Genomic DNA, 22,449 nt, shown 5'->3' with positions numbered 1-22,449 from the left:
TGCGGCTACTATCCTGGTTAAGACAAGTCGGCTAAGGATAGGTGGACAGAGACAGCCGCTCTCTTAGGATTTGCCAATGTCCTAAGCTGTCTGATCGCTTCTATATCACCAATTTGAGGTAGATAGTCAATTAAAAAAAAGCTCCTAGTAGGTCTTTAACTAGGAGCTTATATAAACTATTGCTTGGTAATTGCAGTATATGCATTTTCAATTAGCTCTCTCCTCTACTAGAAGAATTAAGCTGAGTTTTTAGAGACTGCCTCTAAAGTAATGTAAAGGAAGCAAAATCAGGCGATTGAGACGATCGCCTATCCCTTTGCAAGTTTATGTCTAGTTTTTAATTTTTAATTGCTGCACGCTCGCTGCCAATGACTTGATGGCTGATAAATGGCAACAGTCTGCGGTAAGACCAATGCATACTTAGAAAAATCAGACTTACTAAGGTTAGCAGCATAACGCCCAGAATCGTTGTATATGACTTAGTGCGCCACCAAAAGTCATTTGCACCTAGTCGCACAAGCTTCCCTAAGTTAGCTATATCAGCGCTTTCAGAAGCGTGAATGTTGATTGGTAAGGATGCTACTGTGTTTTGTCGTGCAATTGTCATTTTAATTACTCCTTTAGACCCAAATGCCGAGATACTAGCTTAAACTACGGTAACACTATAGGTTTTATGTTATTTATATGTAATATCTCATAGCTTGATGCAATAAGCAAGTTTTAAGGGCATTGGGTATAGGGCAAAACAGTTGGGCTAACATTACTAGCACTCTTGAGGGGCATTGGGCATTAGTATTAAAAATTAGTATTTATTAGATTGAAAACTATTCTTTAGTCTCAATCCCTACTCCCAGTCCAGAATCTCTAGTCAAAATGCCTAATCAAATTTGGTTCTCACAGTTGGAAAAACACCGAGCGATCGCAGTCATCCGCGCTGCTCAAATGGAACTGGGACAACAAATGGCAATGGCTGTAGCATCTGGGGGAATGCAGCTAATTGAGATTACCTGGAATAGCGATCGCGCTGGGGAATTAATCAGTCAACTACGTTCGGAATTACCAGCCTGTATTATTGGCACTGGTACGCTATTTAATGTGCAGCAGTTACAAGATGCGATCGCATCTGGGGCGCAATTCCTCTTCACCCCCCATGTTGATTCGGCAATGATTCAAGCAGCACAAGAAAAAAATGTGCCGATCATACCAGGAGCACTGACTCCTACAGAAATTGTTACCGCCTGGAGTCAGGGCGCTAGTTGTGTAAAAGTGTTTCCCGTACAGGCAATGGGAGGGGCTGATTATATCAAAAGTTTGCAAGGGCCACTAGGTCATATTCCCTTAATTCCTACTGGTGGTGTGACTCTCGAAAATGCCAAAGAATTTTTGCAAGCCGGAGCGATCGCTGTCGGTTTGAGCGGGGAATTATTTCCCAAAAAGCTTGTCATAGAGAGAAATTGGTCAGCGATCGCATCTGGGGCAAGAAAGCTGATACAACAGTTAGGTTAACTTAGAATCAAATCATCAAAATTCACGTCTATTAAAGTAATAGATAGGGAAATAAAGGTGAAAGCTGATAAGTTTCTCAAGACCCCATGATTTGAGTGTGAGTGTATCTAAAATGAAAAAACTAATTAATCCTGACTGGGTGCGTCGTTTACAAATACTCCTCACTGGTACAGCACTGTCCGTAAGTGTTTTTACTACTACTGGAACTAGTGAAGTTTGGGCTAATTCCAAAAATCAAGTGATTGCGCAAAGAATCCAGACATTACAAAAATCGGATAAGCGCTGGATTCAAATTGATCTTTCAAAGCAACGGTTAATAGCTTGGGAAGGTGACAGAGTGGTTTATGGAAGTGCTATTTCCTCTGGCAAAAAATCCACTCCCACTCTTATTGGTACTTTTAATATTCAATCCAAGTTCAAAACTACACGGATGCGGGGAAGCGGCTACGACGTTCCCAACGTTCCTCATGCGATGTTTTACCAAGGCAACTACGGTATTCACGGCGCTTACTGGCATAAAAGGTTTGGCACGCCAGTCAGCCACGGCTGTGTGAATCTCGCACCTAAACATGCTAAATGGCTATTTGAGTGGGCATCGGTAGGAACACCAGTAGTTATCCAGAAATAGTAGGTGAAGCAACCAAAAAGCAATTTAGGTAAAATCATTAATAACAACGAATCAAGACAATTGAGTGATTCCCAGCAATATTTGATGCTGGGAATCTTCGGAGTCGGAATTACCAAATTTGAAATAAAATATAGAAGAGGGTATTTAGCGATTTACCTGAAAAATAAGCGAAAATCCTGACAATCGCTGTGTGAAATTAAAAATGCAAATATAACTTTGGGGAAAGTTTGTATTTAGGCATTTAAATAACAGTTTTTTTGTAAAAATGTCCTTTGTAATTAGTCATTAGTCATTAGTCATTGATCATTAGTTAGAACTCATCATTTAATCAAGGACAAATGACAAATGTGCAAATTAGATGCAGATCAGCTTAGGACTTGTTTTAAAAAGTATTAGCGGATGAATTGCGTAAATCCTCAACAGGAAGCGAGTAGTCGATCTGGAAATTTGTAGTTTTCCAGAAAGTTACTTCACTTCATAATTTTTGCGTAGTTTATAAGGCAAGGCATAATGCAATCTTGGATTCGCAGTGGTAGGATTCGTTCTTCAGGAACTTTTTGTACAGGCGTGGCGCTGATGATGACAACTTTATTCTCTTGTTCATCACCTTTAGCTGGTACACCCAACTTTACTACAGCAACAGCCGCGTCAGCGAATGAAAAGAGCTTCACTGCATCTAATATCAGGCAAACATCTCAACCTCGCTGGATTGAAATTGACTTGTCAGAGCAACGCTTACGTGCATGGGAAGGTAAAAGGCTTGTTTATTTATACCGCATTTCTGGAGGCAAGCGATCAACTCCCACACCCATAGGTAGATTTCGGATTAATTCTAAGTATCGCATTCACCGGATGCGAGGCAGAGGCTACAATATTCCTGATGTTCCTTACACAATGTATTTCTACAGAGGCTACGCCATCCACGGCGCTTACTGGCATAATCGTTTTGGTACTCCAGTCAGCCACGGTTGCGTAAATTTACCTGTTAAACAAGCTCGCAATCTTTACAACTGGGCTAGGAATGGAACTTTAGTAGTGGTGCGGAAATAATTCGTAATGACGCTCGATAGCGTAGCGTTAGCGACGTAGGAGCGTCTGACTCGCTAACGCTGCGCTAACGTAATTAAGGGTTGCAATTCTGTCTTTGATGTATGGACAGGTGCGTTCACAGAGTTAAGCACCTGTCTATACATACTGCTAGACTAAAAACACATCTTCGAGGGATTTAGGAGCTATGAGCTACTCAACTACTCAACTACTGACCCTGGAGGAATTTCTGAAGCTTCCAGAAACAAAGCCTGCGAGTGAATATATTAACGGTGAGATTATTCCTAAGCCAATGCCAAAAGGGAAGCATAGTCGATTGCAGCTAAGACTCTGCAATAGCATCAACGAAGTAGCAGAAAGCCAAAAAATTGCTTATGCATTCCCAGAGTTGCGCTGTAGCTTTGGTATCCGCTCAATTGTCCCTGATGTATCGGTTTTTAACTGGTCACGAATTCCCTTTGATGCTGATGGAGAAGTCCCCAACAATTTTTTGCTCTGGCCAGATTGGACAATTGAAATTCTCTCCCCAGAACAGAGTTCAAACCGAGTAATTGGTAACATTCTTTACTGCTTACAGCATGGTTGCCGATTAGGATGGTTAATTGATCCAACGGATCGCTCAATTTTGGTTTTCCGTCCGGGCCAACAACCAGAGTTATTACAAAAGAGCGATCGCTTAGAAGTTTTAGAAGAAATTAACCTAGAAATAACAGTAGAGCAAGTTTTTAGTTGGCTGAAGATGGAAAATAGCTAGCAAAAGAATTAGTTTAGTCTGCGGCAATAAAAGCGATCGTTTTGCTAAAGTGAGAGCACATTCCATTAGGATTTAGGAGCTATGAGCGCTACAACTACTCAACCTCTAACCCTAGAGGAATTTCTGAAGCTTCCAGAAACAAAGCCTGCGAGTGAATATATTAACGGTGAGATTATTCCTAAGCCAATGCCAAAAGGGAGACACAGCCGCTTGCAAGGCAAACTTGGTGCTGTTATTAATGAAGTCACAGAAAATCAGAAGATTGCTTATGCATTTCCCGAATTACGTTGTAGTTTTGGTGATCGCTCGATTATACCTGATGTAGCTGTATTTCAATGGGGACGCATACCGTTCACCGTTAATAATGAAGTACCTGATAATTTTGAACTTCCACCAGACTGGACGATTGAGATTCTTTCGCCAGAACAAAAACCCAACAAAGTAATTGGGAACATTCTCCACTGTCTAAAGTATGGTAGCCGCCTGGGATGGTTTCTTGATCCTGATGATTTCAGTATTTTGGTATTTCTACCAGAGCAACAACCAGTATTACTCCAAGGAGAAGATTTTTTGCCTGTATTACCAGAAATTCAACTTGCACTAACCGTCAATCAAGTTTTTGGATGGTTAAAAATGGGTGCTTAGAAATAACTTATACAGTGCGTAGGTGTAGCCCGTCGTAGACATTGCTCTCTGGCGAAAAACAAATTATAGATATAAATCATGTCTATAATAGACATGATTATGAATAAAAGAGGTAGGAGAATGAACTGGAGAATTGCAGAAGCGAAACAGAGGTTCTCCGAACTAATTCATGCTGTAACTAAAGAACCGCAACTCATCTACAACCGAAATGAACTGGTGGCTGTTGTTGTCGAAGCTGAAATGTTTGAAGAATTCTTGACGTGGCGCAAGCAACGCGAAAAGTTTTCTTTAGCTGATGCCTTCAAAGAACTACGTCAGATAGCTGCTGAAGAAGATTATATTCTCGAAGTACCCTGCCGCCAAGACCGTCTTAACCCTTTCGCTGATACCATTGATGAATTTTCTGTGTGACACTAACATTATCAGCGAATTAGTAAAACTGCAACCTAACTCTGGTGTAGTGAAATGGGCAGAAAAAGTTTCCTCAATAGTTCTGAGTGCAATCACCGTTGAAGAAATATTTTACGGATTGACATCCAAGCCTAATCCTAGAATTCAAATATGGTTTGAAAGCTTTTTGGAAAATAACTCTCAAGTATTGCCCATCACCATTGAAATTGCCAAGCGCTCTGGGGAATTGCGAGGTCAACTAAGATTAAGTGGGAAAACACACACCCAAGCAGATATGATGATTGCTGCTACTGCTCAAATTCATCAATTGACTCTAGTAACGCGCAACATCCGGGATTTCGACGGCTGCGGTATCCCACTTTTAAATCCTTTTAATTAATTAACTCAACTGTGCCACAAGTTGATTTTCCAACAACGTATCATTCGTTAACAAATCTTCAACGGTGATTCGCAAAAAGCGTTGATCATCAACTTGAAAGAGGATTTTAATACGATCGCTTCCAGGATATCCGGCTGGTGTCAGTTGGGCAATTGTCCTCGCACCTTCTTGATCGTTGAGAGGTTTGACGCTAGTTTCATTATTGTCCATACGGCGCGTAATTAAGCGATCGCCATCAAAATAAACTTCGGTACTACCCGTATCTGCTCCCAATTCTCCCATAATTAGTTCAATACTAGGCTGATTTTCCACTGAAGCACCTAAGACTAATTCCACTGGCTGAGTCATCGGGTATGCTTGTCCAGCTTTAATTAAAGAATGCCATTTGTGGCGCTGATTGCGACGATCCCAGTAGCGGATACCATAACTATGGTAGAGAAAGTCTTTAATTTGTATCCCTTGAGTTAACTGTAATGCACCTTGAGCGATCGCTTCAAAGGGACGTTCGCAACGGATTTTTTCTGGCTCAAAATACTGTTTAATCCATGTCTGCACTGCTGGCAATTGCACCGTGCCACCAACTAACAAAACTGCATTAATATCTGGAAGTTCTATCCCTTGCCGTCTAGCTTGCTGCAACAGTGTGGTCATCGACTCATCGAGTAACTCAAAAAATGCGTGTTCTTTGAGGATATTTTCAAAAGTGTCCCGGTTTAGTTCCAGTTCATAACTTTCAAATGTCTCATCGTCAAAATAAACTTCACTAGCTTGGTTTTGAGTTGATAGCTGAATTTTTACCCGTTCTGCCAATCTCGTTGTCAACGGACTTATCACCAACTCTTGAGTTTTGGCAAAGTAATCTACTAACCAATTATCAATATCAGTACCGCCCAAATTTTGACCAGCTTTCGCCAGAACACGGGCAGTTTTGACTTTTTGTTTTGAATCTTCAGCCAAAGATTTATTACCCCATTTGAGGAGAAATCCCAAGGGCTTTGTGCTTGCTTGCACGCCTTGATCCAACCGGACAAGGGATAAATCCAAAGTGCCGCCACCAAAGTCAATCACTAAGAGAATTTCTTGATTTGCTAAACCATAACCCAAGGCGGCGGCTGTGGGTTCATCCAGCATCCGCACTTGTTCCACAGGGAGGGCTTGACAAACTGTCCCCAACCAGTGACGATAGGCTTCAAAACTGTCTACGGGTACGGTTAAGACTAGAGAATCTAAGCCACCTTCCAGAGGCGCTAATTGTTCAATTACTTGGGTGAGGAACCATTGCCCTACTTGCTCAAAGGTGACAATTTGCCCATCTAGTTCGGGTAAGAAACCTTGAATATCTGCACCAATACCGCGTTTGAAGCTGCGGAAAAATCGAGTTTCGCCTTTGAGGTCAAGACCGCGATCGCGTACTTGTTGCCCGACTAAGACTTTATTTTGAGCTGCGTCTTCAACATAAACCAAGCTAGGAATCAGTGGCGGATTGAGACTTTGTTTAATTGATAAACCTGGTAGAGTCAGGGTTTCTGGCTGCTGGGTTACAGGGTTCCAACGAGCAATGACTGTGTTGCTAGTACCAAAATCGATTGCGATCGCCATATTTTATATTTATTCTCTCGCACGAAGATGCCAAAGCTGCTTTATTTGTGATTATTCTCTATAAGCTACCAAGAAAGCAAATGCACCGACATGCTTACTTCTTTGCATCCCAACCCAGATATCGATTCAGCCTGTTGCAGCAAAGTGTTAGCTGTAATGGATAGTACAGTTAGACAATTATCCTGGGTTTTGACCATTTGTAGCCTCCCATCAACGGACTAAGCCACATAATTGTTAAATCGGTACTCTTTGCTGCTTGACTGAGAATAGGACTCGCCAAAGCTGACCCAGAGATACAGAGCCTTGCTCCTGAACAAAAACCAAGGGCAAGAGAGCAGCTGTCCGTAGGACGGCTGAAAGAACAAACAGTCCCAGTAAGCCACCGGCACCAGGCAGAGTAGCGAGAAAGCTACCAGCTATGATTCCCATTGCTCCAGTGACACCAGCTACCGCTCCGGCGATCGCAAAATAAGTGGATTGATTAGTCACCGGTGCCACTCCCATCATCAGATTGTTGGTACACAGGTCTATGGCTGCCCACGTCCCAGATCCCAGCACGTGTAAAAAGGGCAACCATATCCAAAGGGAAATTGAATCATTGCCAGCTACTAACCATAATAGAGGCGTCACTGCCACCAAGATTCCTACTAATAACATGATGGGACGATTCCCAATCCGGTCAGACAGTTTACCCCAGAAAACTAGTAGTAGCATGTTAGCACCAGATCCTAAACCGTTATAGATTGTTACTAAGCTGACATCTATATTTAGGTTATCTAGCATATAGAGGTTAAAGAAGGGAGCGCTGACGTTAACGGCAAAGCACCAGATGGCAAGGTAAAGCAGCAACTTCAAAAAATTGGGGTCATTCAGGAAGCGAAGATGTATCCCGCTGCGGTATGGTTGGGGTATATCTGACCCCACGACTTTTAAAAGCTGCGGGTTCACATCGCTCATCCAGAACTGACAGCCCTGACTAAGCAGCCCAACTACAATTCCTAGAACCAAGATTGCACCGTAGCCTTGGAGCGTTCCACTAGGCCAGATCGATACTGCTAGACCCAGCAACGGCACACCGATGAGATTCATCAAACTGAGAATACTATTGCGAAAGCCAAAATACCGCCCCCGCAACCGCCCAGGTACTAACACAGCCGTCCAGCTCATCCAAGGAGCACGGGCGAAAGCTTCAATGATATTAGCCACTAACATAATTCCCAATGTCAACAGCACCACTTGGTGCTTAGTGATATGGTTAGAAGAGCTGACCAACCAAATCGCTGGCACGAGAATTATCCACAGTAGCCGCGCCGGGATAAAAACGCTCATGCAATACCAGTTGAAGCTGCTACTTCGTTCTACCAAATAAGCTCCCAGAGGTTGGAGCAGATTCACCAGCTGAGGAATAGAGGCAAGCAGACCAATTTCTACTGGCCCGGCACCCAGCTCTAGCAAGAAATTACTGAGCAACGCTGAACCGATGATACTGTAAAAAACCGCAGCAAAAAGACTCTCAAGAGTTAATGCCCTGAGACTTGTGCGAATTTGCGGTTTAGAAAGTTTAATAGGCAGATTTGTGGGAAGAATTACCGTTTCTATTAATTCTTTATTCTCTGGGATTTCCTGAATGGGGAGAGGGATCTTTTTTAGTAAGCTTTCGTCTTCTACTTCCTGGAACATACTGAATAGCCAAAATTTAAAAAGAGTTAACGCGACCTTAATTGCTGGTTTAATGTAGAGAGCCGTAGGCGCATCAGCCTACTGGAACAATCTTTTTGAAAGATACGTTAGGGAATGAGGGGTTATTAGCCCTGTTGTGTCACCTCATCTTTAGTATAATAAAATACGAAAATATAATTAAAATACAGAGTATGGCAGAGCCTTGCTCACCCGTACAAACCATCAACTTTGTGGACGAATATTGTCTGTTGTATAAAAATAAAAAGCTGTTTTCAGATATTAGGCTTTTTGAAACATTTAAGTATCTACATATAGGAATATAGGATGTATTTCTGATTTAAAACGAAAAGCCTCCCAGAAATAGCAAAGATTATTGGATTAGATAAGTATTAAGGGCTACATCATTTCTTAACAATCTCATCTTGCTTGAGATGTAGAGAAGTTAAGAGCTTTGGGTTTAGAACTAATTTTATAGATACTAAAAGGTAGACCAATCATTTTAATTATGAATGAGACAGGAGATAGAAAGAAAGAAACTAAGATTGATCTATGTTTAGTTGTGATTTAGATAGACTAGGGCTACAGTAAGGAGAAGTTCACCCAAGCATTTTTGCAGATTTGTGGTGCCAAAGTTGAAATTATCAAGCGAACCGAAGCATAATTTCAGGTGTTGCCAAAACCTGGGTTGTCGAGTGTACATTTGGGTGCTTTCGCTGGTTGCATCGCACAAGCCACGGACTATGAACTATTGTCAGGCGTGAGCGAGTTGATGAGCGAAAGGGCAATGGTGCGCTTGATGTTGGAGCGCCTTGCTGCTTAAAGAGAACCTTTATGAATCAGCTCTTATATGGAGTCACAACAGTTTGGAGAAAGTCTATATGTTTCACAAGATTCTAGTTGCAATCGACACCTCTGCATCTGCCAAGGATGTCTTTGATAAAGCCTTGTTCTTAGCAAAAGCGAGCAAGGGCAGCCTTATGCTGTTGCATGTTCTGTCGGGTGAAGAACAGAACAAAGTAAATATACCTATACTTCCCAGGCAGGATTACTATCCATATCCCGTGATGAGTAAAAAAACTTTGGAGTTCAATCAACAGCAGTGGGAGGTTTTGGAAAAGCAAGGTCTAGAGCTACTACAATCGTGTACAAATGAAGCAACTCTAACAGGCGTGAGTACAGAATTCATCCAATCCCCTGGCAATCCTGGTCAAACCATCTGTAAATTAGCCTCCACTTGGGGTGCTGACCTAATCGTAGTTGGACGTCAGGGTCTATCTGGTTGGAGTGAGTTAGCCTTGGGTAGTGTCAGCAATTACGTACTCCACAATGCTCACTGCTCAGTCCTAACTATGCAACACATATCATCAAAAATGAATACTGAATCTGCTCAAGACGAATCAAGCAGAGTTAGTGCATCGGATTAATATAATTAAAGCTAAACTCAAACTACCATAGAGTCGGAGTAGTCAGCGAGATATTCAGGAAGTGAAACCATTGTATGTTTATCAGAGCGCTCTGATATGGGGTTCAGCCGGGATACGCGCAAAACAAGACACGTTGTAAATTTTTGTACGGCACAGATAGTAAGAATTTGAGGCTTTTAAATTTCAAATGGGAATGATACTAAAGCAGCTTAGTGATTGTACTGAATATGTTTTAGACTCATTCCCAGTAACAATTTGTATTAAGCTACCGACATCGGTCTCCATGCGGAAATTATATCTTCTAGCACAAATAATCTCTTTTGAGAATTGGCAGTTTCAGTTATTAAAACTTGTAGCGTTACGGTATACACATTGTTGATTATTTGGTGTCCGTAACCAATGACTTTTCCTAACTGCCCAGTTTGGGAATTTAATACATACTCATCAATGGTGAACATAACAGCAACCTTTCCAGTTGGAAATAAGATGATGAAGTGTGCATTTAAATGCATCTTCTAATCAAGTTTAAATGTAATAAATAACGTTTATATGTACGATTTCGTACATATAAACTTAAAATCATTCCTACGAAATAGAGAATTAATAGGGCAGCTATACTCAAGTCATAAATAACATTTGAAAAACAAAACAAGTTCTTTAACTTCTGGTATATGGCGTTTACTAATCACATGAGGTACATCATATTTCCCTCCTCGCTTGCGGGGAGGGGGTTGGGGGTGGGGTTCTTGTACCTCACTCAACTGAGAACCGCTGTATGCCGAAAGTTAAAGCCATTCATTTTAAGTTGATTGGAAGATAAGTGAGTAACAATAAGACTCTACTTTCATCAAATAAAATTAACTCGGACAATCACTTTCACCTAAAATTACCACAATTGCTCAATTGGTGGACGCGAACATTTAAGAAGCACGGCAAGATACAGAATTATGCCATAAACCATGAGGCGTAGTAGCAGGTGGATTTGCTGTGAGTTTTACTTATCCTACTCTTGCACATAGTCGTCACACTCACACTCGTGCATCTGGTTGAGTTGGCAACGAAACGCCTGACGTTTTTCTACTGCGATGAAACAGACCAACAGTTTGTTGACCAAAAATCGCTGTTGAAGATTGAACAGTGTGACAACCATTAGCTGATTAAATTTTTACTTATGTGTCACTCAGGAAGTAAATACATCCTCTAAAGGACTTCTGTAACGCCGAACTGGACAGGCTTGTGCAATGTTGCCCACTTTTTACAAGCTTGTGTGACGAGTTGTATCTCTTCTTGCGCCAAAAGCTCGTTTGGGAACCCAGATGCTAATATCTGAGCTACTTTTATCGCTATTTCGGATTCCACACCGTACTTTACTAGTTGTGTATAAAATAAGTCTTCATTCTCTACAGACATTAAAAGCTTAAGCTGCATAAATAAGGCGGTGTTAAAACTTAACCTTGGAATTCCAGATAATTTTGGTTCTTAATTAATTAGTATAAAAAATCTGATTATTAGCATCTGTCCGATTTCGCACATAGAATCTATCGCGCTTGTTCGATGAAAGGCGATCGCTTGGCAAAACACTAGGGCAGATAGAATTGCCTTAGAAATTCTTCCTTATTTGGCTCTAGCGAGAGTCATAAAAGAGAGCTAACTGCCATGATAATTTTGTAGTTAAAAACCACATAAGTCAGGATGATTGACCGTCAAGTGAAGGCACTGGCTAACTAGTCCAGAAATCTAATCTAACCCGAAGTTTCGAGTTAGTGGTAGTTATAGCAAAGTGCTGAGTGCTGAGTGCTGAGTGCTGTTAGCGGTAGCGGGGCGTTTAGCCCGTGCTGAGTAAGAACCCGGTCGTTTCAAGCCTTTGAGCAATCAACACTGTCCTAACCTATGTGACTACGGCTATAATGCTCAATCTTCATGCCGTAATTGCCAGACTGCACCAAAAGCGGCCCCAGCCCCAGCTAACAATCCGGTACTCATTCCTTGGATAGTTTTTTGGATTGGGTCTTGGGTTAGACACTCACTTGTAACCTTACTATCTCCCAAGCAGAGATTACTTTCTGCCCAACCAGCAGTACCTCCTAAAATTACACCAGTTATACTACAGGAAACAATTAGCAGCAAAAGGCGTTGCGTTTTTCTAGCCATAGATGGATGTTTTACTCAATTTTGTATTTTAGAATTTACAGTGGCTCAGTATGTGAATAAATTGGTCTGGATAAAGAATTTTAGATTTGTCTATAGTTAAGCCACTGTTTAATCGGTCTGCTTCAGCAAAATTTCAAATCTAAAATTCTGTCAAAAGTTAGAGATTTTAATTTACTTTTAACTACTTTACACATCTATACAGCAAATGTCAGCTAGTTTAGGCTAACGAGGGCAACCTAAATGAGGTTCGGATAAAATAAGTTGCCTATCGATAACCTTTGTAGAGACGTAGCATTACATAGTCTCTACACACCATAAGATTCCACCCACAACCTTAACCGAAGCGTGTTTGAGTCCAATCCATTACAATACTGCACGCTTTGTGCATTTTCAACTCGGCATTGGGTTTGGGGAAAAGGTTAAAGGGTAAAGGTTAAAGGTTTTTTCTTTCCCCTTCCCCCAAAACCCGACAAGTATTGCAATCCATTAGCCTCGGCGTAGTTGGTGAGTTGCTGCCCACTGATGCTCAAAAAAGGATCTACTCAATCTTCAGGTTGAAAGGCAAGCGGGCGTAAACTCCCTGTGGATCGTTCATCTTTTGCAAAACCTCTACTTCTTGTTGTAATTTCTGGAATTCAGCGGTGAGGGGATTAGCTGATTTAAGTTGTGCTGACTCAATCCCGAAAGCAGTCCGTGCCTCTTCTGTTGCACGCCCAAAAAAGCGTTCTCCAAAGCTGCTAGTGCGAGGATATTCTTGCACTTCCCAGTCTTCTCCTAATTTTGCCTCTTTGACAGCATAAGCGATCGCAGTATTCAAACCGCCAATTTCATCCACCAAACCAATTTCTTTGGCCGCTTCACCCGACCAAACCCTTCCTTGGGCAATTTCTGCTACTTTTTGTTCAGGGAGTTTCCGACCTTGAGAAACTTTATTCAGAAACATATTATAAATACGGTTAACACTGCGCTGATAAATTTCTAATTCTTGAGGCGATTTCGGACGCGAAACTGTTTGACTATCAGCATAGCGTGCGGTTTTCACCGAATCCCAGGTAATGCCATTATCATTAGCCAGCTTTTGCCCATTGAATAGCACCCCAAACACACCTATTGAGCCTGTAATCGTATTTGGTTCGGCAAAAATGCGGTTAGAGTCGCTAGCAATCCAATAACCACCAGAGGCGGCGACATCACCCATTGATACCACAACTGGTTTTACCTCACGAGTTAATTTCACTTCTCGCTGCATGACTTCAGATGCGGTAGCGCTACCACCAGGACTATTAATTCGTAACACAACAGCCTTCACATCTTTATCTTGTCGTAGCCTGTTGAAGATTTTCGCAAAGCGCTCGCCTCCTACTTGTCCATCTTCTCCTTTACCATCAACAATCTCGCCCTCAGCATAAACAACGGCAATTTGATTTTTGGAGTTACGTTCTACACCCAAAGATTTACCAGAAACTTGTGCGTAGCTATTCAGGCTAATTTGTCGGAATGTTTTGTCTTCTTTATCGCTATTTGTCAACTTTTTCAAGTCAGCGACAACTTCATCGGGGTATTGTACTCGATCGACTAAACCGCTAGTTTTGGCTTGTGTAGCTTCTAGTAAGGACTGATTATCTGCGATCGCTTGCAACTTATTGGGTTCAATTTTCCGACTTGCGCCGACAGCAGTGCGCCACTCTCCCCAAACATCATCCAACAATTTCTGAGTTTGTTCGCGGTTTTCTGGACTCAACTTGTTGAGAATAAATGGTTCAACGGCTCCCTTAAATTTCCCTACTCGCACGACTTGAACACCAATACCATATTTCTGTAATGCTCCCGTTAAGAACATTGGTTGTGAACTCAAACCGTTGACTTCCATCATTCCCAGAGGATTAAGGACAATGGAATCTGCTACTGAACTAACGTAATATTCCTTTTCACTCCAATCACTGCCGTATGCCACAATCTTTTTCCCCGCAGCGCGAAACTCCTCCAGCGCTTTCCGAATTTCTTTTAAAGAGGCATAGCCGACGTTACCAGTTTGGCTTGTGTTGGTTGCATCCAGATAGATGCCAACAATGCGCGGATCGCGCCGCGCCTTTTCCAAAGTTTCCACAACTTTGCGGAGTGCCATTCTATCTTCATCGACACCTGATATTGTGTTTTGAAACAGTTGGCCTGAACTAGGCTCGCCATCAGTAATTTTCATTGACAAGTCAAAAACCAACACTGACTTATTTTTCACATTTGGCCCAGTATCTTTAGACGAGCTAGCAGCCAATATCAGCAAGAACAGTCCAGTGGTTCCCAGACCAGCGAAAATAATTAGTCCTAGTAAAGTGCCAACTAAACTAGCAAAAGTTTGTTTGATAAAATTACGCATTAGTTATTAGTTATTAGTCATTGGGCAAAACAGTTTCGTTAGCGGTAGCGCGGCATTGAGCCAGTTCTGAGTAAAAAAGTGAGATTCCCCACTCATTACTCATTACTCATTACTCATTACTCAACACTCTTGAGGAGCATTGGGCATTTACAAATGACAAATGACCTATCTACTTATTCTATGCGCTGTAAACTGCCAGAGTGCTTTAACTGATACAAGCTGGCATTGCCAGTACAAAATAAAACTGTGGTGATTTCAGCGATTAATACTTCAGCGAGTTCCGCGACTGCTGTCTCTGATATTGCTGCTGCTTGTAAGAAAGGCATTGCTAAACCAGCTATATCTGCTCCCAAGGCGATCGCAGCTGCAACATCCAATCCATGACGCAAACCTCCTGAAGCAATTAAGGGCACATCTTTGGCGATCGCTCTAATAGTTGTAATGCACTCTGCTGTCGGTAAACCCCAATCGGCAAACGTCCTTCCTAAGCGACGTTGTAAAGGATTTTCTGCCCGTTCGCTTTCTACTTTTGCCCAAGAAGTACCACCCGCACCCGCGACATCAATTGCTGCTACCCCAGCGGCGATTAGTTTCTCGGCGATCGCTGCTGAAATGCCGTTACCTACTTCCTTCGCAATTACTGGTACTGGCAATTTTGAGCATAATGTAGAAATCTTGTCAAGCAAGCCGCGAAAATTAGTATCACCTTTGGGTTGAATGCACTCTTGTAAAGGGTTAATGTGTAAAATCAAAGCATCAGCTTCTAAAATATCAACTACGCGCAAACATTCATCTAAGCCGTACTTGTAGTTAAGTTGCACAGCCCCCAAGTTTGCAAATAGCAGAACATCGGGCGCATACTTGCGGACAGCAAAAGTATCAGCCACCTGTGGTTTTTCTACTGCTACGCGCTGGGAACCTACACCCATTGCAATTTTGTAGTGTTGTGCGACTTGCGCCAAACGTTGGTTAATGATTGCGGCTTGTTCTGTTCCGCCAGTCATGGAAGAAATTAACAAGGGTGCGCCAAGGTTTTTTTCCAGAAAAGTTGTACTGATATCAATATCGTCGTGGTTGAGTTCAGGTAAGCAAGAATGGGTGAAACGATAACGTTCCAGTCCATTGGTGATTTGATCGCACTGAACATCTTCTTCTAAACAGATGCGAATGTGATCGGCTTTGCGATTCTGAGTTTGTGCAGAGATACTGGTAGGGGCGTTCACTGGTGGGTATGGCTAAAGTATTGGCTTGCGATCGCTATTGTTACATTGTCTGCAACCGTATTTGTATAACAAAAATATTTATTTTCGCTATCTTTCGGGTACGTTACGCTATTGATAACATACCCATTCCCTCATCTTATGAGTTAATTAATATGGTTTTACAAACAGAAAAGCGCTACTACACCCCAGAAGAATATTTGGAATTAGAAGAGAACGCTGAATATAAAAATGAATACAGGGATGGAGAAATTATACCCATGACAGGAGGAACAACTAACCACAACAAAATTGCAGGTAATTTTTATAAAAAGTTTCCCCTGACAGTGCAAGGACAAGATTATGAGATTTACATAGGGGATGTGAAATTATCAATCCCTCGTTATCGCCTTTATACTTATCCTGATATTATAGTCATCAAAGGTAAGCCTATTTATGAGGGAACAGGTAAAACAATTATCACTAATCCCTTATTAATTATTGAAGTTTTATCAAATTCAACTAAAAATTATGATAAAACAGATAAGTTTAAATATTATCGTTCAATTCCTGGTTTTGAGGAATATATTATGATTGACCAGTATAGTTTTGCTGTGGAACAATTTGCCAAGCAAGCAGAAGGTCAATGGATTTTTAAGGAATATGAAGGTGAAGATGCAGTTTTAGTCTTAAATTCTATCGATTTTCAAATTGCCTTGCGTGATATTTACGAGCGAGTTGATTTTGAGTTGATTGAGGAATAAAACTGCGATAACATGGGCATCATTCACTGTGAATGATGCCTACTTGTTGCTCATTACGCCGTCTGTGTAGCAGCCGCTTTTGAGTCTGCGCTGGCTTTTAACCGGGCGATAGTGGCTTTACGAATGCGATCGCTCTTGCGTACCCCGCCTATCATCTCGTATTCCCGGCTATCTTTGCCATACTTCAACACTACACCACTAACCAAGCGCTCTGAAGTTTCCCGAATGGTCTTTTCAAGGGTTTCTATTTGTTCCTTTGCTGAGTCAATGGCAGTTAGCATCATATTATACTGGTCAATCTGGTTGCGGAGTTCCCCGGTTAACTGGGTTAAATTGTTTAAGCTGATCAGAATCACCAAAATCAAGGGTGGAATTAATCGATTTAAATCCGATTACTCTCTGTTCGGTTTTTTCTAGCACGGTAGAGCTTCTTTTTTGGCGTGGCATCAATGCAGACTTTTTACTAAACTTTCTCTTTCTAGAGTGTCTCAATGGAGCAATGTAGTGGTTCAGTAAAACTTGCAAAAAAAGGTGTTTTTTGTAATAAGATTGGAATACTAGTTCAGTAATTACACGATAATAAACTTGGGTTCTGGACGAATAAGCTCGTGTTCTGAACAAATAAGCTGGTGTTCTGGACGAATAAGCTGGTGTTCTGAACGAATAAGCTGGTGTTCTGAACGAATAAGCTCGTGTTCTGGACGAATAAGCTCGTGTTCTGGACGAATAAGCTGGTGTTCTGGACGAATAAGCTCGTGTTCTGGACGAATAAGCTGGTGTTCTGAACGAATAAGCTCGTATTCTGAACGAATGGACTTATCCGCTTGACTACTTATTAAACTTGAAGAAGCCCACCCTTGCTAGGCTACAGTGGTGTACACAAGTCTGAAATAGCTGAAAAACCCAAGTTTTTACCCCACGCTAACCCTCCCCGTATGTATTGGCTACGGTGTACACACAAGTCCTAAAAACCTAGCTTGATAAGACTTTCCTGTTTTTCCTCGTTCCCAGTCGGAGACTGGGAATGCATTCATTGAGTCAGAGACTCAATATCTGACTGGAGGCAGAGCCTCTAAATCAGGCATTCCCATGCTCTTCATGGGAACGAGATCAACGAGAAAACAATGGAAAATCAAGCTTTTTTCGACTTGTGTGTACACCGTAGGTATGTATTGGGGAGGGAACTAGATTTCTTTCCGGCTTCCCCCCTTATAAACCTATCCATTATAAACATCTTTCTTAACAGAAAGTTTGACAAAAGCCAGAGATTGTGTGTTGTCTAGAGGAAGACCCGGAAGCATCGCAAAGTCAGCAAATGGAACAATGGATCACACAGGAACTAGAAAGAACCAAATTAGGTGACAGCAGAAGAACCAAACGGTTAATCAAAATAGGGGATCTAAAACTTTTTGTTATCAAGAAGAGGACTTTTCAAACAACCTCTAAGGGTTTCAGACTACAAAATCAACTGCTTATTGAGAATTGATTGATAGTTGTTGAGAATTTGAAAAGTGGTGTCGATTTTGTCGCTGTGCAAAAGTACTCTTAACAAACTCTGCAATCTCTATACGATTCCCACCGGGATCTCGGAGAAAAAACCGCACGCATCCTGGAAGTGGTCGTTGATCGGGAATAATTTCTATTCCATGCTCTTTTAGGTGTTCTTCAAAGGCGTTCAAGTTATCGACTTGGAAACAAAAATGCCGTCTAGATGCTTGGTTATTGGCGTTTTTCTCACTACTTACGTGCAGTTCAATGTCTCCCAACTTGTACCACGCTCCTGAATCATTTTTCATGACATCAGGTCTGACAATTTCAGTCAGTCCCAAAACTTTGCTGTAGAAAGATAGCATTGCTTCCTCCACTTCAAGAGGATAGGTTACTTGAATATGATGAACTGCATTAAGCTTCATAAATTTTTCTCCTAATTTGGGTTAAATTTAGTAACGCTACAATCACCTTTTGCCGTAATACTGGCGTATTTCTAAAGTTTTTCTGTTCCAACGACAAGCTTTCCCATACTGATGCGTTCTTCAATGAGATAGCCAAGTTTTCTATAAAACTCAACTACTTCTGCGTTGGAGACACGAACTTGGAGATTGATTTTGAGGCATCCCATCGCTATCAATACCCTCTCTGCGTGCTGCACTAGCTTGCTACCAATACCCTGCCGTTGATACTGAGGACTGACCGCAACTGTGTATAGCCAACCGCGATGCCCGTCATATCCTGCCATGATAGTGCCTACAATTACAGAGTTCATCTCAGTAACGAAAAACAACTCTGGCTGTACAGCAAGCTTCTGACTGATTACCAAGTTTGGGCTGCTGTGCGATGGGTTATTAGGAAACACCTCATCCCACAAAGCACTGACTAATTCAGCATCAGATTCTTGGTATGGTCTTATATTCATCTACATCTCTAAATCAAAGGACTTGCCTTTGCACATTCTTTGTGAAATACTACTTTTAAACTACGGCAAACTGATATATTTTAAGTAGTATTTCACAAAAATTACGATAAAACATCGTGTCCTGAAAGCAATTACAGGCTAACCCCAAGATGACAAACACAGAAATTCGCACTGCTCAAGTTAAAGTCCCTAACGGAGATTTGCAAATTGATGCTTACTTAGCTGAACCAGCAAAAAAGGGAACCTTCCCAGCCGTGATCGTGATTCAGGAAATTTTTGGGGTTAATATTCACATTCGGGAAGTTGCTGAGAAATTTGCCAAAGAGGGGTATGTGGCGATCGCGCCGACGTTATTTCAACGCACCGCCCCAGGTTTTGAAGGTGGCTACACCCCTGAAGATGTCCAGCAAGGGAGGGGTTATAAGGAGCAGACAACAGCAGAGGAAATATTGAGTGATATTAAAGCTGCGATCGCTTATCTAAGAACCTTACCAAATGTGCAAGGAGATGCGATCGGCTCTATTGGTTTTTGCTTTGGTGGTCATGTTGTTTATCTAGCTGCCACCTTACCAGATATTAAAGTTACAGCTTCCTTCTATGGTGGCGGTATTCCCAACTCAACTCCCGGCGGTGGAGAACCAACCATCACCCGCACTCCAGAGATTAAAGGGCCCATTTACGCCTTCTTTGGTCTTGACGATCAGGGAATCCCCTTAGAACATACAGAACAGATTGAGGCTGAATTGAAGAAAAATCAGATTACTCATGCTATATTCCGTTATCCCGGTGCAGGGCATGGCTTTTTCTGCAATCATCGCGCCAGCTACAATGCCGAAGCTGCCGCCGATGCTTGGAAAAATGTTCAAGAACTGTTCCAAAAGAACCTTCAGCTTCAAAAAGTTTAAATTTTTAAGTTAGAAGCAATACAACACTAGAGGCGCACATCTATCTGTGTGCATTGGTGTTAACTTAACGTGAAAGCCAACCGAGAAAAAGCTTTTAGATATTGTCTCGTTTGTCTCGTTCCCCTGCTTTGACTGGGAATGCTGTCAATGAGGCTCCGCCTCCCTTGCTGGCGGCAGCAGCCCAATTAAAGTGCATTTCCAGCCCAGAGGCTGGAAACGAGATTTGACAAAGCTTTTAACTTAAGTTGACACCTATGAGATATGTGCCTCTACGACTGAGCATAGGCATAGCCAAATAAATCCAAAAGCAAATAAAAAACAAAGTATCACGTCCATGATTTCCGCCTTCAAACAGCCACAAGTTAAGATTTTCCAACGTTTTTCACTATTCCTTTTACCTGGATTATTAACAATCTCAACAACCTTAATCAGTTGCTCAGTCCAAACCCCAAATTCAGCAAATCAAACCACTGGTTTGAAAACCAAAGTTGTCCGAATGGGATATCAAAGTTCTGGGGATATTTTCAGACTTAAAGGATTGATCGAAAAACGTCTCAAGCCTTTAGGTATTTCCGTGGAATGGGCGCAATTTGCCGCCGGGCCACAACTGATGGAAGCGATGAATGTGGGCAGGGTTGATATTGGCTCTGTAGGCGAGACTCCGCCGATATTTGCCCAAGCGGCTGGCACATCTTTAGTTTATGTTGCTAGTAATAAACCCAGTACTGGTAAAGGAAGCGGAATTATCGTTCAAAATAATTCACAGATTCGCACTTTAGCCGATCTCAAAGGGAAAAAAGTAGTTTTTCAAAAGGGTTCTGCTTCCCATTATTTATTAATAAAAGCTTTAGAAGAGGCTGGTTTAAAATATAATGATATTCAAGCTATTAGCCTCCCTCCTTCAGAAGCTCGTGATGCTTTTATTCAAGGCAAAATAGATGCTTGGGTAACTTGGGACCCTTATTTAGCCGTGGCCCAAAAAAAGGCCAATGCTCGTGTTTTGCGAGATGCTAGTGGCATTTCTACTCAAGGCGGATATTATATGGCGGCGCGAAAATTTGCTACAGAAAATCCGAAATTAGTACGATTAGTTCTTGAGGAAATAGATAACACAGGTCAATGGGCTGAGAAAAACCGATCGGAAGTTGTAAAACTGACTATTCCTCATCTCAAAATTGATCGAGATATTTTAACAACAATGGTTGGAAGGCGAACTTACGGTATAAGACCAATTACGCCTGAAATTATGGAAAAACAACAGAAAATTGCAGATTTATTTACCAAAGAAAAAGTGATTCCTAAACCCATCAATATTAAGGAAGCGATGCTGACTAGCGAACAATATGCAGCTATAACACCGGAAACCATTAGCCAGAAATAGCGCCAGGAGAGAGGAAAATGGAAGTTTTTTGGTATTTGCCGACACAGGGAGATGAGCGTTATTTAGGTAGTACAATCGGCAGGCGACCAGCCACTTATCCCTATATGCAGCAAATCGCCCAAGCTGTTGATAAATTGGGCTATGGCGGGATGTTGATTGGTACCGGACAAAAACAAGATACTTGGATTGTCGCTACTTCATTAATTTCAGTTACAGAACGCTTGCGGTTTCTTGTAGCATTTCGTCCGGCAATTATGTCGCCTTCTTTGGCAGTTAGAATGGCTGCTACTTTTGACCAGATTTCTAATGGTCGAATTATTCTGAATGTTGTCACTGGTGGCGACACAAAAGAACTTGCAAAAGATGGGATTTTCTTAGATCACGATCAGCGTTATGAACTTACAGATGAGTTTTTGACAATTTGGCGATCGCTCATGCAAGGTGAAGAAGTAACCTATAGTGGTCGCCATTTGCAAGTTCAAGGCGCTAAACTCCAATTTCCTCCCGTACAAAAGCCTTATCCCACCTTATATTTTGGTGGTTCTTCAGATGCGGCGCTCCAAGTTGCTGCCAAACACATTGATGTGTATTTAACTTGGGGTGAACCACCAGATCGAGTTGCCGAAAAGATTACAAAAGTACGGCGATTAGCAGCAGAACAAGGTAGAACGGTACGTTTTGGGATTCGGATGCACGTTATAGTCCGCGAAACTACGCAAAAAGCTTGGGATGCAGCTAATGAACTGATTCAGTATGTCGATGATGAAACCATAGCAACTGCACATCAGCGGTTTGCTGAGTCGGAATCAGAAGGACAACGCCGCATGGCCCAACTGCATAAAGGTAATCGCAAAAACCTAGAAATTAACCCCAACTTATGGGCAGGTGTTGGCTTAGTACGTGGCGGCGCTGGGACTGCCTTAGTTGGAGATCCAGACACAGTTGCAGCGCGGATGCTGGAATATACCGATTTAGGAATTGATACCTTCGTTTTCTCAGGGTATCCCCATCTCGAAGAAGCCTATCGAGTCGCAGAATTATTATTTCCTCGCTTACCAGTGCAAACTCCAGGCATCGCATTACCCCAGCAGGTTGCAAGTACATTCAGTGAATTTGTTACCAAAACAGATTTACTCAAACCCCAGCCAGTGTAAGCAATTCAAAATCCAAAAACTAACGTGATTTAACT

26 protein-coding genes and 1 pseudogene are annotated in these 22,449 nt (G+C 41.9%); 15 read left to right on the top strand and 12 right to left on the bottom strand.

The features are described 5' to 3' along the window. Window positions 1–337: 337 nt before the first annotated feature. Complete coding sequence (locus RMY16_RS19825; RefSeq protein WP_322737844.1) at window positions 338–607, bottom strand: hypothetical protein; 270 nt, start codon at window positions 605–607, stop codon at window positions 338–340. Window positions 608–873: 266 nt separating this feature from the next. On the opposite strand from RMY16_RS19825, the gene RMY16_RS19820 reads away from it, so the two are divergent. The 7 genes from RMY16_RS19820 (at window position 874) to RMY16_RS19790 (ending at window position 5,370) form a co-directional block, all read left to right on the top strand. Beyond that, window positions 874–1,506, top strand: coding sequence for a bifunctional 4-hydroxy-2-oxoglutarate aldolase/2-dehydro-3-deoxy-phosphogluconate aldolase (locus RMY16_RS19820; protein WP_322737843.1), 633 nt, complete (start codon window positions 874–876; stop codon window positions 1,504–1,506). Between the two features lie 112 nt (window positions 1,507–1,618). Then, window positions 1,619–2,134 carry a L,D-transpeptidase gene (locus RMY16_RS19815; RefSeq protein WP_322667733.1) on the top strand — a complete coding sequence of 172 codons (516 nt, stop codon included), beginning with the start codon at window positions 1,619–1,621 and terminating at the stop codon, window positions 2,132–2,134. Between the two features lie 510 nt (window positions 2,135–2,644). Continuing rightward, window positions 2,645–3,184, top strand: a complete 540-nt coding sequence (locus tag RMY16_RS19810) for a L,D-transpeptidase (protein ID WP_322737842.1) — start codon at window positions 2,645–2,647, stop codon at window positions 3,182–3,184. 184 nt (window positions 3,185–3,368) lie between these two features. Next, window positions 3,369–3,935 (top strand): Uma2 family endonuclease, encoded by a 567-nt coding sequence (locus tag RMY16_RS19805; protein ID WP_322737841.1) that lies wholly within the window; start codon window positions 3,369–3,371, stop codon window positions 3,933–3,935. Window positions 3,936–4,016: 81 nt separating this feature from the next. Beyond that, window positions 4,017–4,580, top strand: coding sequence for a Uma2 family endonuclease (locus RMY16_RS19800; protein ID WP_322737840.1), 564 nt, complete (start codon window positions 4,017–4,019; stop codon window positions 4,578–4,580). Window positions 4,581–4,700: 120 nt separating this feature from the next. Next, window positions 4,701–4,991, top strand: a complete 291-nt coding sequence (locus tag RMY16_RS19795; protein ID WP_322737839.1) for a type II toxin-antitoxin system prevent-host-death family antitoxin — start codon at window positions 4,701–4,703, stop codon at window positions 4,989–4,991. Further along, entirely contained in the window at window positions 4,975–5,370 is a 396-nt protein-coding gene (locus tag RMY16_RS19790; RefSeq protein WP_322737838.1) for a type II toxin-antitoxin system VapC family toxin, read from the top strand. Before RMY16_RS19795 ends, RMY16_RS19790 begins: the two co-directional genes overlap by 17 nt. On the opposite strand, the gene RMY16_RS19785 is transcribed toward RMY16_RS19790, so the two are convergent. Next, on the bottom strand, window positions 5,371–6,969 hold the full coding sequence (locus tag RMY16_RS19785; protein ID WP_322737837.1) for an Hsp70 family protein: 1,599 nt from the start codon (window positions 6,967–6,969) through the stop codon (window positions 5,371–5,373). Between the two features lie 234 nt (window positions 6,970–7,203). Then, window positions 7,204–8,649: an MFS transporter gene (locus RMY16_RS19780; protein WP_322669142.1), complete on the bottom strand. Its 1,446-nt coding sequence runs from the start codon at window positions 8,647–8,649 to the stop codon at window positions 7,204–7,206. Window positions 8,650–8,840: 191 nt separating this feature from the next. Here RMY16_RS19780 and RMY16_RS19775 point away from each other — a divergent pair. From RMY16_RS19775 to RMY16_RS19765, 3 genes and pseudogenes are all read left to right on the top strand, one after another. Further along, window positions 8,841–9,196 (top strand): annotated as a pseudogene (locus tag RMY16_RS19775) (IS701 family transposase); the annotation flags it as partial. Window positions 9,197–9,316: 120 nt separating this feature from the next. After that, window positions 9,317–9,469, top strand: a complete 153-nt coding sequence (locus tag RMY16_RS19770) for a hypothetical protein (RefSeq protein WP_322737836.1) — start codon at window positions 9,317–9,319, stop codon at window positions 9,467–9,469. A 58-nt stretch (window positions 9,470–9,527) separates the two neighbouring features. After that, window positions 9,528–10,073 carry a universal stress protein gene (locus tag RMY16_RS19765; protein WP_322737835.1) on the top strand — a complete coding sequence of 182 codons (546 nt, stop codon included), beginning with the start codon at window positions 9,528–9,530 and terminating at the stop codon, window positions 10,071–10,073. 260 nt (window positions 10,074–10,333) lie between these two features. On the opposite strand, the gene RMY16_RS19760 is transcribed toward RMY16_RS19765, so the two are convergent. The 6 genes from RMY16_RS19760 to fni form a co-directional block, all read right to left on the bottom strand. Next, a complete protein-coding gene (locus RMY16_RS19760; RefSeq protein ID WP_100898318.1) occupies window positions 10,334–10,531 on the bottom strand; it encodes a hypothetical protein in 198 nt (65 codons plus the stop codon). Window positions 10,532–11,076: 545 nt separating this feature from the next. Continuing rightward, window positions 11,077–11,223 (bottom strand): hypothetical protein, encoded by a 147-nt coding sequence (locus RMY16_RS19755; protein WP_322669138.1) that lies wholly within the window; start codon window positions 11,221–11,223, stop codon window positions 11,077–11,079. Between the two features lie 50 nt (window positions 11,224–11,273). Continuing rightward, entirely contained in the window at window positions 11,274–11,501 is a 228-nt protein-coding gene (locus tag RMY16_RS19750) for a hypothetical protein (protein ID WP_322669137.1), read from the bottom strand. Window positions 11,502–11,984: 483 nt separating this feature from the next. Next, a complete protein-coding gene (locus RMY16_RS19745) occupies window positions 11,985–12,224 on the bottom strand; it encodes a hypothetical protein (RefSeq protein WP_190940497.1) in 240 nt (79 codons plus the stop codon). A gap of 538 nt (window positions 12,225–12,762) precedes the next feature. Beyond that, on the bottom strand, window positions 12,763–14,598 hold the full coding sequence (gene sppA / locus RMY16_RS19740) for a signal peptide peptidase SppA (protein ID WP_322737834.1): 1,836 nt from the start codon (window positions 14,596–14,598) through the stop codon (window positions 12,763–12,765). A 173-nt stretch (window positions 14,599–14,771) separates the two neighbouring features. After that, window positions 14,772–15,821: a type 2 isopentenyl-diphosphate Delta-isomerase gene (gene fni, locus RMY16_RS19735; protein ID WP_322737833.1), complete on the bottom strand. Its 1,050-nt coding sequence runs from the start codon at window positions 15,819–15,821 to the stop codon at window positions 14,772–14,774. 152 nt (window positions 15,822–15,973) lie between these two features. Here fni and RMY16_RS19730 point away from each other — a divergent pair, with 152 nt between their 5' ends. Continuing rightward, window positions 15,974–16,561 (top strand): Uma2 family endonuclease, encoded by a 588-nt coding sequence (locus RMY16_RS19730; protein WP_322737832.1) that lies wholly within the window; start codon window positions 15,974–15,976, stop codon window positions 16,559–16,561. A 53-nt stretch (window positions 16,562–16,614) separates the two neighbouring features. Here RMY16_RS19730 and RMY16_RS19725 read toward each other — a convergent pair whose 3' ends face one another. After that, window positions 16,615–16,920: a hypothetical protein gene (locus RMY16_RS19725; protein WP_322737831.1), complete on the bottom strand. Its 306-nt coding sequence runs from the start codon at window positions 16,918–16,920 to the stop codon at window positions 16,615–16,617. Window positions 16,921–17,876: 956 nt separating this feature from the next. On the opposite strand from RMY16_RS19725, the gene RMY16_RS33080 reads away from it, so the two are divergent. Beyond that, window positions 17,877–18,047, top strand: a complete 171-nt coding sequence (locus tag RMY16_RS33080; RefSeq protein WP_416211686.1) for a transposase DNA-binding-containing protein — start codon at window positions 17,877–17,879, stop codon at window positions 18,045–18,047. On the opposite strand, the gene RMY16_RS19720 is transcribed toward RMY16_RS33080, so the two are convergent. Together RMY16_RS19720 and RMY16_RS19715 are read right to left on the bottom strand one after the other, a co-directional pair. Then, window positions 18,034–18,474: a VOC family protein gene (locus tag RMY16_RS19720; protein WP_322662156.1), complete on the bottom strand. Its 441-nt coding sequence runs from the start codon at window positions 18,472–18,474 to the stop codon at window positions 18,034–18,036. The genes RMY16_RS33080 and RMY16_RS19720 overlap by 14 nt on opposite strands. 71 nt (window positions 18,475–18,545) lie before the next feature. Continuing rightward, window positions 18,546–18,974 (bottom strand): GNAT family acetyltransferase, encoded by a 429-nt coding sequence (locus RMY16_RS19715; protein ID WP_322662154.1) that lies wholly within the window; start codon window positions 18,972–18,974, stop codon window positions 18,546–18,548. A gap of 149 nt (window positions 18,975–19,123) precedes the next feature. Between RMY16_RS19715 and RMY16_RS19710 the strand changes: the two genes are divergently transcribed. The 3 genes from RMY16_RS19710 (at window position 19,124) to ssuD (ending at window position 22,414) form a co-directional block, all read left to right on the top strand. After that, window positions 19,124–19,879: a dienelactone hydrolase family protein gene (locus tag RMY16_RS19710; protein WP_322662152.1), complete on the top strand. Its 756-nt coding sequence runs from the start codon at window positions 19,124–19,126 to the stop codon at window positions 19,877–19,879. A 334-nt stretch (window positions 19,880–20,213) separates the two neighbouring features. Then, window positions 20,214–21,260, top strand: coding sequence for a sulfonate ABC transporter substrate-binding protein (locus RMY16_RS19705; RefSeq protein WP_322737830.1), 1,047 nt, complete (start codon window positions 20,214–20,216; stop codon window positions 21,258–21,260). Window positions 21,261–21,277: 17 nt separating this feature from the next. After that, window positions 21,278–22,414 carry an FMNH2-dependent alkanesulfonate monooxygenase gene (ssuD, locus tag RMY16_RS19700; RefSeq protein WP_322737829.1) on the top strand — a complete coding sequence of 379 codons (1,137 nt, stop codon included), beginning with the start codon at window positions 21,278–21,280 and terminating at the stop codon, window positions 22,412–22,414. Window positions 22,415–22,449: the final 35 nt, after the last annotated feature.

This window comes from Nostoc sp. DedQUE12b (genome assembly GCF_034530835.1).
Lineage (GTDB): Bacteria > Cyanobacteriota > Cyanobacteriia > Cyanobacteriales > Nostocaceae > Nostoc.
Note: the sequence above shows the minus strand (reverse complement) of the source record. Positions and strands in the feature narration are given on the sequence as shown.

Excerpts from the sequence above, each read along its gene's own strand:
- RMY16_RS19825 (WP_322737844.1), bottom strand. The coding sequence starts at position 607 with ATGACAATTGCACGACAAAACACAGTAGCATCCTTACCAATCAACATT.
- RMY16_RS19820 (WP_322737843.1), top strand. The coding sequence starts at position 874 with ATGCCTAATCAAATTTGGTTCTCACAGTTGGAAAAACACCGAGCGATC.
- RMY16_RS19815 (WP_322667733.1), top strand. The coding sequence starts at position 1,619 with ATGAAAAAACTAATTAATCCTGACTGGGTGCGTCGTTTACAAATACTC.
- RMY16_RS19810 (WP_322737842.1), top strand. The coding sequence starts at position 2,645 with ATGCAATCTTGGATTCGCAGTGGTAGGATTCGTTCTTCAGGAACTTTT.
- RMY16_RS19805 (WP_322737841.1), top strand. The coding sequence starts at position 3,369 with ATGAGCTACTCAACTACTCAACTACTGACCCTGGAGGAATTTCTGAAG.
- RMY16_RS19800 (WP_322737840.1), top strand. The coding sequence starts at position 4,017 with ATGAGCGCTACAACTACTCAACCTCTAACCCTAGAGGAATTTCTGAAG.
- RMY16_RS19795 (WP_322737839.1), top strand. The coding sequence starts at position 4,701 with ATGAACTGGAGAATTGCAGAAGCGAAACAGAGGTTCTCCGAACTAATT.
- RMY16_RS19790 (WP_322737838.1), top strand. The coding sequence starts at position 4,975 with ATGAATTTTCTGTGTGACACTAACATTATCAGCGAATTAGTAAAACTG.
- RMY16_RS19785 (WP_322737837.1), bottom strand. The coding sequence starts at position 6,969 with ATGGCGATCGCAATCGATTTTGGTACTAGCAACACAGTCATTGCTCGT.
- RMY16_RS19780 (WP_322669142.1), bottom strand. The coding sequence starts at position 8,649 with ATGTTCCAGGAAGTAGAAGACGAAAGCTTACTAAAAAAGATCCCTCTC.
- RMY16_RS19765 (WP_322737835.1), top strand. The coding sequence starts at position 9,528 with ATGTTTCACAAGATTCTAGTTGCAATCGACACCTCTGCATCTGCCAAG.
- RMY16_RS19760 (WP_100898318.1), bottom strand. The coding sequence starts at position 10,531 with ATGTTCACCATTGATGAGTATGTATTAAATTCCCAAACTGGGCAGTTA.
- RMY16_RS19755 (WP_322669138.1), bottom strand. The coding sequence starts at position 11,223 with ATGGTTGTCACACTGTTCAATCTTCAACAGCGATTTTTGGTCAACAAA.
- RMY16_RS19750 (WP_322669137.1), bottom strand. The coding sequence starts at position 11,501 with ATGCAGCTTAAGCTTTTAATGTCTGTAGAGAATGAAGACTTATTTTAT.
- RMY16_RS19745 (WP_190940497.1), bottom strand. The coding sequence starts at position 12,224 with ATGGCTAGAAAAACGCAACGCCTTTTGCTGCTAATTGTTTCCTGTAGT.
- sppA (WP_322737834.1), bottom strand. The coding sequence starts at position 14,598 with ATGCGTAATTTTATCAAACAAACTTTTGCTAGTTTAGTTGGCACTTTA.
- RMY16_RS19730 (WP_322737832.1), top strand. The coding sequence starts at position 15,974 with ATGGTTTTACAAACAGAAAAGCGCTACTACACCCCAGAAGAATATTTG.
- RMY16_RS33080 (WP_416211686.1), top strand. The coding sequence starts at position 17,877 with ATGGAACAATGGATCACACAGGAACTAGAAAGAACCAAATTAGGTGAC.
- RMY16_RS19720 (WP_322662156.1), bottom strand. The coding sequence starts at position 18,474 with ATGAAGCTTAATGCAGTTCATCATATTCAAGTAACCTATCCTCTTGAA.
- RMY16_RS19715 (WP_322662154.1), bottom strand. The coding sequence starts at position 18,974 with ATGAATATAAGACCATACCAAGAATCTGATGCTGAATTAGTCAGTGCT.
- RMY16_RS19710 (WP_322662152.1), top strand. The coding sequence starts at position 19,124 with ATGACAAACACAGAAATTCGCACTGCTCAAGTTAAAGTCCCTAACGGA.
- RMY16_RS19705 (WP_322737830.1), top strand. The coding sequence starts at position 20,214 with ATGATTTCCGCCTTCAAACAGCCACAAGTTAAGATTTTCCAACGTTTT.
- ssuD (WP_322737829.1), top strand. The coding sequence starts at position 21,278 with ATGGAAGTTTTTTGGTATTTGCCGACACAGGGAGATGAGCGTTATTTA.